This window comes from Psychrobacter sp. NG25, assembly GCF_015234355.1.
Classification (GTDB): Bacteria; Pseudomonadota; Gammaproteobacteria; order Pseudomonadales; family Moraxellaceae; genus Psychrobacter.
On record NZ_JADGMV010000002.1, the window covers coordinates 203,593 to 219,540 of the forward strand.

The window sequence follows — 15,948 nt, forward strand, 5'->3', positions numbered from 1 at the left end:
TTTAAAATGTAAAATATAATTAGGCTAAGTATAAGAAAAATCTACAGAATTAATGAGTCCACTCTCAATATTCATATTAGTAAAACTTTTGGGTCTATAAACAGGTTTGTTGTCCTTAACATCTACGGGCAAAATTCCATGAAGACCTATACTTGATAACTTTGGGACTTCATAATTATTAGGATTTAGACTTAATAGTATATTTGCACCTCGTAAACCAAATAAAAATAACCCGACCTCGTCATTCATATTTATTGGCATTATTAATTGTTCGGTCGAATTATTAGGAATACCTTCTTTATTTTCCAAAAGATACATTCCCATTTTGTATGCAAGAGGCTGTTTGCCTAAAGCAAGTGCAACAGCATAGGGTGATGGATAACCTTTTCTTGAATCGGTGAACCCTATTCCAATATGATAATCACTATCAATACTCAAATTTACTGCAGTTTTTAACAACCATCTCTCGAATAATATTCCATTAATAGGTCTTTCCGTTTTCCCTTTTGCGAAACAATTAATTGCGTATTTTGCTTCGGAATCTAAAATTGAAAAGTCATTATTATGTTTTTTACATAAAATTTTACGGGTTAGTGAATTAATTCCAACTTTTGTAATGTTTTCACACCAATTAAACCCTTCTACAAAAACTATTCCATCAGGGAAAAGAGATTTTGAAACCAAATGTTCAGCTGTAATTTCACCTTCACAGTCATCAAAACATGCAGCCCAGCATTTGTTTTTATTATTTTTCATGATTTTTTCCAGAAAATAGCTAACTAAATTGAGCGATCTTACCCAAAAAACCGCTCATCTTAGCAAGATGCTAAATACATGCACCTTTGATATTTCTATTCTTACAAATTAACGCGCACTCATATCTGGTACTGGGCGAAGCTCTTCACCCGTATATTCTGCACTTGGGCGAATGATACGGTTATTGGCACGTTGCTCAAATACATGAGATGCCCAACCTGTTAGGCGTGAACAGACAAAGATTGGTGTGAACAGTTTGGTAGGGATGCCCATAAAGTGATAGGCAGAGGCATGGAAAAAGTCAGCATTACAGAAAAGTTTTTTCTCGCGCCACATGACTTCTTCACAGCGTACCGATACTGGATATAACACTTCATCACCGACATCCGCTGCCAGTTTCTCAGCCCAACCTTTAATCACGACATTACGTGGATCTGACTCGCTATAGATCGCATGACCAAAGCCCATGATTTTGTCTTTGCGTGCCAGCATAGCCATCATTTCTGTCTCAGCTTCATCAGCTGAACCAAAGCCTTCAATCATATCCATCGCGGCTTCGTTCGCACCGCCGTGCAAGTGACCACGTAATGAGCCAATCGCGCCTGTGATACAAGAATGAATGTCAGATAAAGTAGAAGCACAAACGCGAGCGGTAAAGGTTGAAGCGTTGAACTCATGCTCTGCGTACAAGATAAGAGAGACATTCATCACTTTCGTGTGTAGCTCGTTTGGTTTTTCGCCTTTGAGCAGATGCAAGAAATGACCGCCGATGGTTTCATCATCCGTTTCGGTTTCGATACGCACGTTATCATGCGTAAAGCGATACCAGTAGTTGATAATCGATGGGAAAACAGCAAGCATGCGATCGGTTTGATCGTTTTCTTCTGCAAAGTCAGTCTCGGTCTCAAGGTTACCAAGCATAGAGCAACCAGTACGCAATACATCCATTGGATGTGCAGTTGCTGGGATACGCTCTAATACGTCTTTTAGTGCTTGTGGCAGACCACGTAAGCCTTTTAGTTTGGTTTGATAAGCATCAAGTTGGCTCTGATTTGGCAAGTTGCCGTACAGTAGCAAATACGCCACTTCTTCAAAGATGCATTTGTCTGCCAGTTCTGACACGTCGTAACCGCGATAGGTCAGACCTGAGCCTGATTTGCCAACAGTAGATAGTGCCGTCTTGCCAGCGACTTGACCGCGTAAACCTGCGCCTGAAAGTTCTTTTTGTGCTGCCATGATTAAATTCCTTTTGTGGGTAGCTTTTTTGGGTGAAAAACGGTGTTTCTGATAATGAATTTATTGGTTAATAACTGACTATAGCGCCAGTTGAGCGTTACGCAGGCTGTTCAGGCTGTGGGCCACCTAAGTCGACATTGCAACGCTTAAATTCGGCTTCGATAGGCACGTTTAGCACTTCCATTGCACTGCCTTCGCCTTCTGCATTATTAATCTTCATATACTTAACACCAAGCGGTGACTCCGTAAACGTTTGAATTTCCGTCATCTCTTCTGGAGTAGGTTCAGCCATTGGCGTTGCGATTTCTTCGCCATTCATGACGAGCAATTGCTCATTGCCAAAAGCAATCAACTTTTTCCCCACATCTGATGTATAAAAGTCATCCAACTCTTGCAGCTCTGCATCGGTAAACTGACTCTTATAGAAGCTGTCGACTTCTGCTTTACCTAAGTCTTCATCGCGCGACTCAAGGCAGCTTACTTGCTCTGCGCTGAGTGTACCGCTATTGATAATCGGTGCAAATAATAGCTTGTTGACAGTGTCTAGCGTAATTGTTGTCATTACTAGGTCGTCTTGAGTAGCGGGTGCAGCAGCCTTATCTGTAGCAACGACTTCAGCAGTGCTTGCATCGCTAGTCGTGTCGTCAGCAGTTTCTGGTGTTTTATCACAGCCCGTCGTAAGCAACAACGCAGCGAGCGTGCAGCTAAAAATTGAAGATTTAACGATAGAACTAGGGGTGAAAAATGACATAAATAACCTAAAGGTAAGTGAAGATGAGTATCGTAAAGATAACAGCAGTAGCAATGTATCTTTTGGCGTTGCTAGGTGCTAATTAAGATCACTAATTAAACTAACTAGCAACTAGCTGCTAATCATTAACTATTTGTTATCAGCGAATAGCTTGTCTAGCGTTTGCTCAAACTCATGATAATTCAAGAAATCATACAATTCCATACGAGTCTGCATGGTATCGACAACTTTGTCTTGTGTACCGTCGTTCAGTAAATGCTGATAGACGTTTAATGCCGCTTTGTTCATCGCACGGAAGGCTGATAGCGGATACAGCACCATATCGACTCCAACGCCATGCAGCTGATCAGCGGTGTACAAATCAGTCTGACCAAACTCAGTCATATTTGCTAGCAAAGGAATGTCTAGTACATCAGTGAACTTACGATACATCTCGATATCGGTTAGCGCTTCAGCAAAAATCATATCTGCGCCAGCTTCTTGAAACGCGACAGCACGTTCAACAGCAGCATCAAGACCTTCTACAGACAAGGCATCTGTACGTGCCATCACCACAAAGTCAGGATCAGTTTTGGCATCTAATGCCGCTTTAAGGCGATCGACCATCTCTGAGATACTAACGATTTCTTTGTTAGGACGATGACCACAGCGCTTTTGCGCTACTTGGTCTTCGATATGTACGGCTGCCACGCCTGCTTTTTCCATTTTTCTAATGGTCTGGGCAATGTTAAAGGCGCCACCAAAACCAGTATCGATATCAACCAATAGCGGTGTGTCAACGGCATCGGTAATACGGCGAGCATCTTCTAAGACGTTATCGAGACTGGTCATACCCAGATCAGGCAAGCCAAATGAGGCATTGGCCACGCCGGCACCAGATAGATACAATGCTTGATGACCAACTTGGGTTGCCATCATCGCAGTATAAGCGTTAATAGCGCCAGCGATTTGTAGTGGTTGGTTATTATCGTTTTTTTGTTTCAAGGCACTACGGAAGCGCGCGCCAGCAGATGATAAAGTCATGTTTTAATCCTTACTTGGAGGGATGATATTCTCTTTATTGTTATCGATTATACCCAATTATCAGTCACTGGAAAGGGGGTTTTTACTATTATTAATTACATAATTTAAATTAAATATTAAATATAATTAATAATATTCATATTACAAATAACGTTATCCATAAATCAATGGTTCATATGCACTACTATTCATTTTAGTAAAACGACTTCATTGATTGACCTTTAATATTTACATTTACTTACAAAGATAGGATAAGTAATTATCACGCTTTATAAATATCACGCAAGAAAAAAGCCCTAATAGCAAGGCTAGAAGGGCTTTATAAATGATTAGAGGTACTATAGATAGGCGTCTAACCAAAGAGACCAGCAAGGTTGGCTAAGAATAACAAGGCAACGCCACCTAGGAACAGTAAGCTTATAATTGAATAAACATTCATACCTGCTGATAGTTTTTTATGCTTTTTGACCAATGAATAATTTAACCAACCAAAGATAGGCGCAGACACAAATGCTGATATCATGGCGAACTTTAACATGGCACCCAATTGTCCGGTGAAGAAAGTGATAATCACTAGACCACCACCGATGGCATAAGTCGTCCAAAAGGCGACTTGTTTTTTATTGATCTCGCTTTCACCTTTTAGTAGACGCCAGCACTCAGCATTCGCACGGCCATAGCCGTCAGCACAGGTAATCGTCGTGCCGAACATACACATAAAGGCGATAAAGGCGACTAAAAGACGTGACCATTCACCGATGGTCGCCGTATACATATTGATAAGCTGATCAATATAAGCGACGCCTGCGGTTTGAATTTCCTGACCAGAACCATACTGAACGAATACACCTAATGATAAAAAGAACAACGCTAAAATAGCAGAAACTAAAAATCCCACATTAAAATCAAGCAAACCTTGTTTGAGAGTGGTGTGGTCAGCTTTTCGCTTCGCAGATGTCCACATTGAGGTAATAGCAGCAAACTCAAGCGGCGCTGGCATCCACCCCATGAGCGCCACGATAAAGCCTAACGTTGCTAAGTTCCAAGGAGAAGTAGGAATAAAGTCAGGCGTCATCACCGTCGGCTTGCCAGCAGCAATCAGTACCGCTAATACTGTGGCGGAGACCAGAGCAATCATAATCCACTTAGTCACACCATCAAGTAGTTTATAGTGCCCAGCAAGTAGAAAGAACCAAGACACTCCCACTATGATCAATGACAGCGCCATCGTTGATAGACCAAGAGACGCAGGTAGCATAAAGCCCAGTATCACCGCAGCAAGCAGAGTCACCGCTCCTGTACTAATCACCGCAGATAGGATAGACAAGATAAAGTAAATCCACAAATATGCTTTTGAGCGTTTGGCATAACCTGCGATCAAGCTTTCGCCCGTATCATAGACATAGTCAGTGCCGAAGCGAAAGAAAGGATACTTGAATACATTGGCTAAGATAATCATGATAGCCAACTGCCAGCCATAGATAGCACCAGCCTGCGTAGAGGAGATAAGATGCGAGCCACCAATAGCAGCCGTCGCCATTAAAATACCAGGACCAAAAATGCGCCAGCTAAAGCCTTCTTGGGCAGTGCTGGCCATGTCGGTGTTGTTGAGTTGTTGTGTGGTCATGAGTCCCTCGAAATAGTTAAATAGCCAGCCATCACGTCCTGTGATGTACTGCCAGCAACCATTACAGCAATGTGTACAAAAAATAAGCGGTGACTGTATCACACCTTGTACTGCTCGTAATAATGATTATTTTTACGGTCAACACCAATAGATAGTTAACGATTGACCGTTTTTTACTGGGCGTGATAGCGAGATTAGCACTTAACAGTCGAGGTTGACAATACTCACATAAATTTCTGCTGACGATAGGTGATACCACGCTGCTCATAAACGTGATAAATCGCACTGAGTAAGTCAGGAATACTAGGGTGAACGAAGTCTTTGAGCGTATGTAGATAGATAGGGGAGGTAACATTCTCATGCACCAAGCTTTGATAACTAATTTGCTCGGTGCGCACCGTTTTTAGGCTGGCAGGTACGAGGGTAATACCTTCACCAGCAGCCACCAAACCCAGCGCTACCTGTAAGTCACTTACTGTTGTGGTCATAAATGGCGAAATACCGTATTGTGCAAACAAATGTAGTAATGGCTCGGTAATAGGCGTATTAAGTGTGGATTGCTTGTTGGTTGTACGGTTGTTTTTTGTATGAGCGGTCAACTTTACGCTCTGTGCGTTTGATGTCGATACGGTTGTGGCTATTGGTAAATGCGTTTGATGGTATAGGATCAAGCGGTTGTTTGCCAAATCTATCAAGCGCTGTTCACGGATATGCGCTAAGGCGTGTGCTTTTGGTAGCGCGACGACGTAACGCTCATGCCGTAGTAATATCTGTTGAATCCAAGGGTCTTTGTGAGCAAAGCGACCAAAGCCGATATCGATTTCACCAGATTTGAGTGCTTCTATCTGCTGATATGAACTGATGTCTTTTAGATTGACTTCGATGTCGGGGCTGGATTGCTTGAGCATCGCGATTATTTCAGGAAGCAAGCCATAAAGCACAGAGGGCACAAAGCCAATGTTTAAAATACTACTTGGTGCAGACAGTCGTTGAGTCATACTGGTAACGGTATCAATCTCAGTCAGTATGGTACTGATTTTATCGTAAAAAAACGCGCCTGCTTCAGTCAAATCTAGCGGCCGATGATAGCGATCGATCAACTCTACGCCCATATCTGTTTCGAGCTGTTTAAGTAGACGACTCAGGCTTGGTTGTGACAATCCTGTTTTGGTTGCGGCTGCACTAAAGCTGCGCAAATCTGCGATAGCGATAAATGCATTAAGCTGTTTTAAGTCCATACCCTTAAACCTGTTTTTATATATTGTCTTTATATTCATTAGCATATTGACGATATTATGCTGGATATATTTTACAAATATTATTAATATCAAATAAATTGTGCTTGAAGATAATATGGTGAGCAACTATATTGTTTGCTTACGCTATAGTTACAATTTAGTGATAAATATCACAACTCATTCTAGCAGTCATTTAATACCAGTAGAATAAACTGGTTTGGTATTATTCTATGAGCGACAAAAAAACGGATATCGAGACAGATTTTGAAGAGAGGTTGGCGAAAATTGCCAACAAAAAATCGCGTACCCGTACCAACAACGATATCTATGATCGCTTCATCAGTCGTGTTCAAAGCACTGAAGATGACAGCCGTGCTACTGGCAATATAAAGAAACAAGAGAAAGCATTAGATATAACCGCGACCGACACAGATACTGTTTTTGATTTCTCAAATTCAAACTCACTTGTAGAAGAAGAAACGTTCAATATCGATGAATCATTAAAGATAGAATCTGATGATACTCATACTCAATTGAATAGTGACTATAACAAAGTCATGGATTCAGAAGCTGAGATGCAATCTGACGCCAAAGCGACTACCTATAATGATGACTGGGCCACTCAAGAGGCGCAGATACAGGAAGTCGTTAATGAGCCAGCAGCAACAGCACAGAACAAGCTGGCAAGTAGCAAAAAACCGCTTATTATTGGTATCGTTTTTGGCTCATTATTAATTGCCGTTATCGTCGCAGTGCTTATTTTCACTGGCGTTTTATCCACTTCAACAAATACCACTGTGCCTGATAGTGCAAACTCAACTCCCAATAACAATGAGACAATTGAGACAAAAGTAACGACAAACAGTATACCTGCTGAAGATATTGAATCGGAAACAAGCATAGATGAGACAGAGCCAAGTACTGCAGACACGCCAGTAGCAGATTCACCACAAGGTGAGGCTACTAGCGAGAATCAAAGTAGTACAACCAATCAAACTGAGGTTGCTGAGGCACCATCATCTGCATCTAATGATCCACAAGCTGATACTGCTATCAGTTATGAAGTGTTTAGACAAGAATCACAAAATACATTGTATCGTGAGACCAATGACTAGGTTTTATCTACCATTTCAATAGACGCCTCTCTACACTGCCACACCGAATAAACGTCCAATCATCGATGTGGCTAGCATTGCAATCGCTCCCCACGAAATGATCCGAACGACAGCAGGAATAACGGGCGCGCCGCCCAAACGGGCAGATATCACACCTAACAGAATGAGACCAAGTAAGGTAATGAATGCCAATGACCAGACCAATGTCTGCGCTGGTAATACCATGACACCAATCACGGGCAATATCGCTCCAGCAATGAACGATAATCCTGAAGCAACGGACGCATGAATCGGCTTTGCTTGACTAAGATCGGTCAAACCAATCTCGTCACGAGCATGTGCTTCAAGGGCATCATGTTCCGTTAAAGCCACCGCGACTTGATGAGCCAACGTGTGATCAAGTCCGCGCGTCTCATAAATTTTCGTTAATTCAAAAAGCTCGCGATCAGCATTATGTGTCAGCTCATATTGCTCTTTGGTCAAATCAGCCTTTTCGGTATCTGCTTGCGAAGACACCGAAATATACTCGCCAGCCGCCATTGATAATGCACCTGCTGTCAATGCTGCCAGTCCGGTCAATAGCATTGTCTGACTACTAGGATTTGCCGCTGCCACGCCGACCAGTAAACTGGCAGTTGAAATCAACCCATCATTCGCACCTAACACGGCTGCTCTTAACCAATGGTTGCGGTTGCTAAGATGAGGCTCGTCATGAATGGAGTGATGCATAGATATCCTTAGAGAGTCGTTAAACACTTGAGACTTAATTATCTACTATTACTCAGCTTTTTATACAGAAAGATTTTTTTAGCTTCATGACTAAATGTATAAATGTGCTAATTAATGAAACGCTCTAGCTACTCATAACGCGAGCTTTCATCTCATCCGATCATTTTGTGGCTCATATTAAATGAATGAAAAAAATCAGTGAGTCATTGCACTTGCCAAAATCGTATAGGCTGCTTTAACTCTATCCGCATTAGGATAGTTCTTGTTTGCTAAAATGACGATGCCTGATTTTTTGGAAGGGATATAAGCGATATACCCACCAAACCCATTGGTAGCACCTGTCTTATTGACCCATACATTGTTTAAAACGGGTGTAGGGTGCTTGTCTGTGGTAATGGTCTGGGGGTTCAGCACTACCTCCATCGAGTTACCTTCAAGCAAGGTATCCAGTGAAGTAGGGAATGGATACATCTCCCACGCTAATCCTTGTGTAAAGGTGCTCACCTGATAGTAACCCTTTCTATTATTCTCCAATGATTGCTGAGTATCTTTATCAAGAGATACTAATCCCATATTCGCAGCCATATATCGAGTCATATCTGCACTGGTTGATTTGATCCCGTAGACTTCTGAGTCTAACATACCGGGGTTGACTCTAATGGCGTCGCCAATAGCGTTATAACCAAACGCATAATCAGCCATTCTGTCACTAGGCACATTGACAAAGGTATTTGGCATGTTGAGTGCTGGCAGGATTTCATCTTCCATTAGCTGCGTGTAGTCAGAGCCCATACTTAGCGCAGATATATAGCCAAACAGCCCGATGCTGGCATTGGAATACAGACGTTTTGAGTTGACAGGGAATACAGGCTGCCAAGACTTATAATAGCGGAACAATGCTTGATTATCGGTGATATCATCAGGTACTTGAAGCGGTAGACCACCTGCCGAATAGGTGGCTAGATTAATCAGTTTGGTATCACCAATAGCGCTGTTTTTTAGATAAGGGATATATTTATCAGCGGTATCCTCTAATGATAGTGTGCCATTAAGTTCAGAATAACTGGCTAGAGTAGCGGCAAATGTCTTACTGATAGAGCCTAATTCAAAAATCGTGTTGTCTGAGACAGGTATGCGGGCTTGTTTGTCCGCTAGGCCATAATTATAGAGATAAGACTCGCCATCGATAATAATGCCAAAGGACATACCGGGGATATCATGCTCTTCCATTAATAATTTGGCTTGTTTATCAACCTCAATTTTCAAAGCACGATTGCTTTCGGCTGCTTGTACTGTTCCAGACATCAATGAAGCTGCAACTAAAATGGTAAGTCCGACTCGATTTAAGGTGTTTTGCACTGATTTTTTCATTATGTGGTTGTTTGTCCGCTTTGGTTATTTATATTTTACCAATTAAGGTTTGGTTCTTTTTTTCTCAAGCATTTGTATCAATTTTCTTTGAATTGACGATACATTAGAAGGTGGTATAGCAATGGCTGTATTCTTGATGAATAAGGTATGTTTTCACCATTTTTACCAAAACCGTATTTACCTTCGACGGTTACAGCGACAGCGCTATTTTTAATTATGGCAAAGAAGTTATATAACTACAATGATGACTGAAAATGTAAATCTATAAAACCAAATTCTACTAATAGCCTAGTACAGTAAGAGTAGTACAGCGATGATAAAACACAAAAAAAGGCAGATACCATTATCGGTATCTGCCTTTTTATATATTCAAAATCACTCAGTTAAAAGTTCACTATATATTAGATATACAACAACTTTTATTGCTTATTAAGCTTGAGGCGTTATTAAGTACTTCTCACCTGTTGCTTGTTTGCCATAAGCAGCGATTGACTGTAAGTGCAACACTTCTGCCAATGACACTTCATGCGTATAGCTGCTTGCAAACGTGGTGGTGATTTCTTCTGCCACACGTTGACGAATTTTCACGACGGTTTTAGTGCCCAGTTTACCTAGCGCATTGAATAACAAGAAGCCATTCACGCCCCAAGAAAAACCAAAGTTACGGTTCAGGGTGATAGGGCCACGGTTTAATGCACCATAGATGTACGCTTGTTTGAATGTGTTAGAGCCACACGTTGTTTAAGACGGATGTAGTGTGGTTTCCTTTTAATAATAAACATTAATAAATTTACCCCTGTATCTTTGCTTATATAATATATGCTTCTAGCTAGTCTCTTGAATTGCAATATTATGCTTTTTAGCAATGTCCATTTCTCAAGGTATTCAATGTTTATTAAAAAATTAAGCAAGATTGTTCTTATAGCTGTGAGCGCTACTCTCATGACATCTTGTATTGGTAGGGCGCCTGCAAACTATATTGGTGATTTAGGTGGTCTCCCCGTTGACCTGCCAAGAAATATTGTGACTTTCGTTGCATATAACGGTGACCCTACATTTGGCAAAAAACGAGAGGGCAAAAAGCCCACACGCGGCTATGACTCAAAGATCAATAGCTTTGGCTTTGGTCTACGTTATACCGACAACACCATATTCGATAAGAGCAATAAAAGTCATAAACATGCTTATGATAAAGAGCAGCACTTGCCTAATGACCCTTGGGTATCAGTCAGAGTCTCCTCTGGCGATAAATATCATGGAGTAGGCGCTATTCACCGTATCGGCGATGGAACAATTAGTGCAAGTGGCCTAGACCCTGTTCATCAATATGAACAGCTTAATAACGATCAATATAAGTTGGAAGTTTATGCGCCGCCGGGTATAGATCCTAAGACTGACCGTCCTTATCGTGAAGACAGGTATGCAGAAGATGTGTTTATTCAAAGAGATAATAATAGCCAAATTACAACCTATATAAAGTGTAGTAATAGAGATGTCCCTAGGCCACCTTGTATTCACAACTTCGATTTAGAGCCAGAAATGGCTTTATATGTCAATGTGCAATATTCACGTCATAATCTTGCTGACTGGCAACAAATTGAGCGAGCAGTCAGACAACAGATTTTAAACTTTCGCAAAGTATCATAAGTGCTGCTATAAAACTTAAATTATTCAGGTATTCAATGTTTATTAAAAAATTAAGCAAGATTGTTCTTATAACTGTGAGTGTTACTCTCATGACATCTTGTATTGGTAGAGCTCCTGCAAACTATATTGGTGATTTAGGTGGTCTCCCTGTTGACCTGCCAAGAAATATCGTGAGTTTGGTTGAGTATGATGGTGATCCTGCATGGGGTAAAAAACGAGAGGGTAAAAAGCCCACACGTAGCTATGACTCAAAGATCAATAGTTTTGGCTTTGATGTGCGTTATACCAATAACACCATATTCGATAAGAGCAATAAAAGTCATAAACATGCTTATGATAAAGAACAGTACTTACCGAATGACCCTTGGGTATCGGTCAATGTCTCCTCTGGCGATAGATATTATGGAGCAGGTACTATTCATCGTATGGGCGATGGAACACTTAATCCTAGCAAAGAAGCAGGTTCTGTTCATCAATATGAACAGCTTAATAACGATCAATACGGGTTGAAAGTTTATGCGCCTCCAGGTATAGATCCTAAGACTGACCGTCCTTATCGTGAAGACAGGTATGCAGAAGATGTGTTTATTCAAAGGGATAAAAAAGGGCAAATTATAACTTATATAAAGTGTAGTAATAGAGATGTCCCTAGGCCACCTTGTGATCATCGCTTTGATCTAGAGCCAGAAATGGCTTTACATGTCAATGTGCAATACTCTCGCCATAATATCGCTGACTGGCAACTCATTGAGCAGGTAGTCAAACAACAGATTTTAAACTTTCGCAAAGTATCGTATGGTTAAAGTGTTTTACAGGACGTAAGCGTTAGAGCTAGGACTAGGGCTTTGATTGTGTAGTTAAATCTATGTAAAGCCAAGTCAACAAAAAAGGCAGATACCATTATCAGTATCTGCCTTTATATATATTCAAAATTAGCTTATGAAGAAGTTGCTATATCTTAAGTTATAACAGCTTTTTAGACATTATCACGCTTGAGGCGTGATTAAGTATTTCTCACCAGTCGCTTGTTTGCCATAAGCAGCGATTGACTGTAAATGTAATACTTCAGCCAATGACACTTCATGCGTATAGCTGCTAGCAAACGTGGTGGTGATTTCTTCTGCCACACGTTGGCGCATTTTCACGACTGTTTTAGTACCCAGTTTTCCTAATGCATTGAATAACAAAAAGCCATTCACGCCCCAAGAAAAACCAAAGTTACGGTTTAGAGTGATAGGGCCACGGTTTAGTGCGCCATAGATGTACGCTTGTTTGAACGTATTAGAGCCATAAACACTGTATTCTTCTACATCAACATTGATAGCCGCTTCCATACAGTTAAGAATATCGCTGCTCAATTGACCGCCGCCGATTGGATCAAACGAAATCGTAGCACCTGTTTCAGTAATGGCCGCTGTTAAATCAGCAATAAACGTATCGCTGCTTGAGTTGACCACATACTTTGCACCCATATCGCGCAATAGCTTTTCTTGCGTGTCTTTACGGACGATATTCACTAAGTCAACACCATCTGCCATACAGATACGGTTTAGCATTTGACCAAGGCTAGAAGCGGCCGCCGCATGAACGATGGCTTTGTGGCCTTCAGCGCGCATGGTTTCGACCATGGCTAGAGCAGTAAGGGGATTCACGAAAGAAGACGCGCCTTCTTTCGCTGTGGTGCCTTCTTTTAGCTCTAAGCAGCTCTGTACATTGGCGCGAAGATACTGACGGTACGTACCACCACCGATCACAGCAACGGTTTTACCCATCAATGCTTGTGCAGCATCTGATGATCCTGCGGCGACTACGGTACCTGCGCCTTCATTGCCGACTGGCGTGTCTTTACCAACGCGAGTTTTGACAGATGGCATGAACTTAGCTGGCACGTCAGCGGTGATAACTGGGTTTTCGTCTGTGCCTGATTGCGCGGCAGTCGACATGTCAGCGACGCTAAATAGAACGGCTAAATCAGATGGGTTTAACGGTGCTGCTTCAATACGAACGACAACTTCGTCGGCACCCGGTTGTGGCATGTCGATTTCTTGCAAAGCCAAGGTTAGTTTATTGTCTTCGCTGATGGTTGAGGTCAGTTGGATATTTTTATCAGTCATAAGATTTGCTCCTGCAAATAATTAGGTTGTTTGGCCAATCACGTTATGGCATTGGCCCTATTTTTTGGTTATGGAATAGCGATTGTTTTATCGTTGAATACTTTTTAGAATTGAACGGGTTAGCATCGAACTAGCCAGCATTTGCGGCTTTGATTTGGGCAGTCACATGCTGCATGAACTCAGGCATATTCGCTTGGCTATCTGCCTGAACACTTTGTGCAATGTCGGTTTTACTCATGGTCTTATTCCATTCTTTCATACCTTCCACTTCTGCCAGTACATCCCACTCAAGCTGAGTAGATCCAAAAGCGTTGACAATGGTGTTGACGTGATGCACATAGATGTCGGCCATGGTGAATTTCTCGCCTGCAATCCAAGGAGAAAATTTACATAAGCGATTCATGGCAATAATACCGCGGCCCAATACTTGACGTACTTCATCTTTGATTGCGTTAGGTGCTTGAGCACCAGAAAACACATAAGGAATCAGTCGGCGGCATGGTAGCTCAAAGTAAAGCTCTGCTATTTTCATAATCTGACGTACAGCCGCGCGTTCTGCTGCATTGGTAGGATATAGCGGCTTTTCAGGATAGGTTTCTTCAAGGAAGTCACAAATCACGCTAGATTCCGACAGATTAAAACCGTCAGGCATGGTGATTGCAGGTACTTTACCCACTGGACTGACGGTTAGTAGATCATCACTACCAGCGTACAAAAGGTCCTCTTGGAATGGAATACCCTTATATAAAAGAGCGTGTTTTACGATGTTGTAATAGTTGCTTGCAGCAAAGCCGTGCAAAGTAATCATAAGTCATTCTTCCATTGTTGACGTAAAGGTTATTTTTAATCGTGTTTTCATTGCGACGTTTAGGTCGTTTTTGATATTCACAAATAGGCACTGCTGATTGCTAAAACGGCTCCAGACAAGGCGTAAAACGACGGTAATGCTCGTGCCTTAACTAGATTTACAACACAGTATGGGGCAGTTTTAGCATCAGCTCCAATATAAACAGAAGGAGACAGGACTATTTTTTGCCACTTCATTGTTAAAACATAGACGCTTAGAATGACTAAACTTACTATTTTTAACGTCGAACTGTCTAAAAAATAGTCTCTGTCAGTGCCATGGTCGAATATCAAGCACGCCCTAAGTTAACCACATTATTACTGGTTTTAATGTGGTTATATATAAGGAATAACGTGAATCACTATTGCTATTAAGACAATAATAAGGCGAGAATACTTAAATATTTATATAAATGGAGAGGTCAGTTGGATCAATTACGTGCGATACGGTATTTCAGCAAAGTCGTAGAAACAGGCAGTTTTACTAAAGCAGCAAGTGCGTTTAATGTGCCGCCATCTTCACTATCTAGACGGGTATCTGATTTGGAGAAAAGTCTGGGCGCGACATTATTAAAGCGCTCGACTCGAATCGTTAAACTGACCGAAGTAGGGCAGGTTTATTACAATGATATGCAGCACATATTAAACCAACTAGAACAAAGTAAAGAAACGGTGCGCAGTTACCAGACCACGCCAATGGGGCGCTTACGAATCAGCTCGATGGTGGGTTTTGGTGAAAAGATACTGCTGCCGTTGTTAGACGAACTTGGTAAGTTATACCCAGAGATTGTATTGGATATCAGTCTCAGCGATGAGCTATCAGCACTAGGCCGTGACGATGTAGACATTGCGGTTCGCGGTGGTTATGCACCCAATGAGCGCGTGATTGCTATTAGGTTAATGGACAATGGGTTTATTCCCGTTGCGTCTCCCAGTTATTTGGAGATGCATGGTACACCCAATCATGTGATGGAATTAAAAGAACATAAAGGTCTGTATTTCAAAGCGCCAAATGGGCCAACGCCTTGGTTATGTCATGTGGATGATCAGTGGCATGATGTCTCGGGGCCAGCCGTTGCGATCTCAAATAATGGGCCATGGCTCGCCAAAAAGGCTTGTAACGGTGAAGGTATTTTAATGTCTACCCACTGGGCGTTGTCGTCATATCTTGAGTCAGGCGCGTTACAAGAGATTAAATTTGAGCATCCGTTAGCGATTACGCAACATGCTGATATGGCTGTGTATTTGCTGTATCAAAAGCAGCGCTATCTCGTACCCAAAGTGAAAGCCGCCGTAGACTTCTTGGTTGAGAGAATAAAGGTAGTTAAAGTGAAGGTTTAGTGATTAATTCATTATAGTTGCAGTTTTTCAAATAAGATTATTAAATGCTTTTTAGGTACTTTATAAAAAATATAATGTATCTTATTTTAAGATATTATAAGTCATCAAATGAGAAATGTAAGATATCACACTTAAATCATATCGATCAGGATTA

Annotated in this window: 15 protein-coding genes; 4 read left to right on the forward strand and 11 right to left on the reverse strand. The window is 41.5% G+C overall.

The annotated features are described in order from the left end of the window. Positions 1-24: 24 nt before the first annotated feature. The 6 genes from IPZ60_RS03630 to IPZ60_RS03655 all read right to left on the reverse strand — a co-directional run bounded on the left by IPZ60_RS03630 (position 25) and on the right by IPZ60_RS03655 (position 6,631). Positions 25-756, reverse strand: a complete 732-nt coding sequence (locus IPZ60_RS03630) for a hypothetical protein (RefSeq protein ID WP_194196504.1) — start codon at positions 754-756, stop codon at positions 25-27. A gap of 108 nt (positions 757-864) precedes the next feature. Further along, positions 865-1,992, reverse strand: coding sequence for a 2-methylcitrate synthase (prpC, locus tag IPZ60_RS03635; protein ID WP_194196505.1), 1,128 nt, complete (start codon positions 1,990-1,992; stop codon positions 865-867). Positions 1,993-2,089: 97 nt separating this feature from the next. Next, a complete protein-coding gene (locus tag IPZ60_RS03640; protein ID WP_194196506.1) occupies positions 2,090-2,743 on the reverse strand; it encodes a DUF2059 domain-containing protein in 654 nt (217 codons plus the stop codon). 129 nt (positions 2,744-2,872) lie between these two features. Further along, positions 2,873-3,766 carry a methylisocitrate lyase gene (gene prpB, locus IPZ60_RS03645; RefSeq protein ID WP_194196507.1) on the reverse strand — a complete coding sequence of 298 codons (894 nt, stop codon included), beginning with the start codon at positions 3,764-3,766 and terminating at the stop codon, positions 2,873-2,875. A gap of 352 nt (positions 3,767-4,118) precedes the next feature. Continuing rightward, positions 4,119-5,393: an NRAMP family divalent metal transporter gene (locus IPZ60_RS03650; protein WP_194196508.1), complete on the reverse strand. Its 1,275-nt coding sequence runs from the start codon at positions 5,391-5,393 to the stop codon at positions 4,119-4,121. Between the two features lie 224 nt (positions 5,394-5,617). After that, complete coding sequence (locus tag IPZ60_RS03655; protein WP_110923427.1) at positions 5,618-6,631, reverse strand: LysR family transcriptional regulator; 1,014 nt, start codon at positions 6,629-6,631, stop codon at positions 5,618-5,620. A 230-nt stretch (positions 6,632-6,861) separates the two neighbouring features. On the opposite strand from IPZ60_RS03655, the gene IPZ60_RS03660 reads away from it, so the two are divergent. Beyond that, positions 6,862-7,746 (forward strand): hypothetical protein, encoded by an 885-nt coding sequence (locus IPZ60_RS03660; protein ID WP_194196509.1) that lies wholly within the window; start codon positions 6,862-6,864, stop codon positions 7,744-7,746. Positions 7,747-7,776: 30 nt separating this feature from the next. Here IPZ60_RS03660 and IPZ60_RS03665 read toward each other — a convergent pair whose 3' ends face one another. From IPZ60_RS03665 to IPZ60_RS03675, 3 genes are all read right to left on the reverse strand, one after another. Then, positions 7,777-8,475, reverse strand: a complete 699-nt coding sequence (locus IPZ60_RS03665; RefSeq protein WP_194196510.1) for a VIT family protein — start codon at positions 8,473-8,475, stop codon at positions 7,777-7,779. Positions 8,476-8,670: 195 nt separating this feature from the next. After that, on the reverse strand, positions 8,671-9,834 hold the full coding sequence (ampC, locus tag IPZ60_RS03670; RefSeq protein WP_320108713.1) for a class C beta-lactamase: 1,164 nt from the start codon (positions 9,832-9,834) through the stop codon (positions 8,671-8,673). Between the two features lie 441 nt (positions 9,835-10,275). Beyond that, positions 10,276-10,488 (reverse strand): hypothetical protein, encoded by a 213-nt coding sequence (locus IPZ60_RS03675; protein WP_265087433.1) that lies wholly within the window; start codon positions 10,486-10,488, stop codon positions 10,276-10,278. 300 nt (positions 10,489-10,788) lie between these two features. On the opposite strand from IPZ60_RS03675, the gene IPZ60_RS03680 reads away from it, so the two are divergent. Beyond that, the gene (locus tag IPZ60_RS03680) at positions 10,789-11,493 is read left to right on the forward strand and encodes a hypothetical protein (protein WP_227669212.1); all 705 of its coding nucleotides are present in this window, start codon (positions 10,789-10,791) and stop codon (positions 11,491-11,493) included. Positions 11,494-11,582: 89 nt separating this feature from the next. After that, entirely contained in the window at positions 11,583-12,296 is a 714-nt protein-coding gene (locus IPZ60_RS03685; protein WP_194196512.1) for a hypothetical protein, read from the forward strand. Between the two features lie 183 nt (positions 12,297-12,479). Here the strand turns inward: IPZ60_RS03685 and IPZ60_RS03690 are convergent, their stop codons facing one another. Further along, positions 12,480-13,607 (reverse strand): zinc-binding dehydrogenase, encoded by a 1,128-nt coding sequence (locus tag IPZ60_RS03690; RefSeq protein WP_194196513.1) that lies wholly within the window; start codon positions 13,605-13,607, stop codon positions 12,480-12,482. 130 nt (positions 13,608-13,737) lie between these two features. Beyond that, on the reverse strand, positions 13,738-14,415 hold the full coding sequence (locus tag IPZ60_RS03695; protein ID WP_194196514.1) for a glutathione S-transferase family protein: 678 nt from the start codon (positions 14,413-14,415) through the stop codon (positions 13,738-13,740). Positions 14,416-14,879: 464 nt separating this feature from the next. Between IPZ60_RS03695 and IPZ60_RS03700 the strand changes: the two genes are divergently transcribed. Next, the gene (locus IPZ60_RS03700) at positions 14,880-15,794 is read left to right on the forward strand and encodes a LysR family transcriptional regulator (RefSeq protein ID WP_194196515.1); all 915 of its coding nucleotides are present in this window, start codon (positions 14,880-14,882) and stop codon (positions 15,792-15,794) included. Positions 15,795-15,948: the final 154 nt, after the last annotated feature.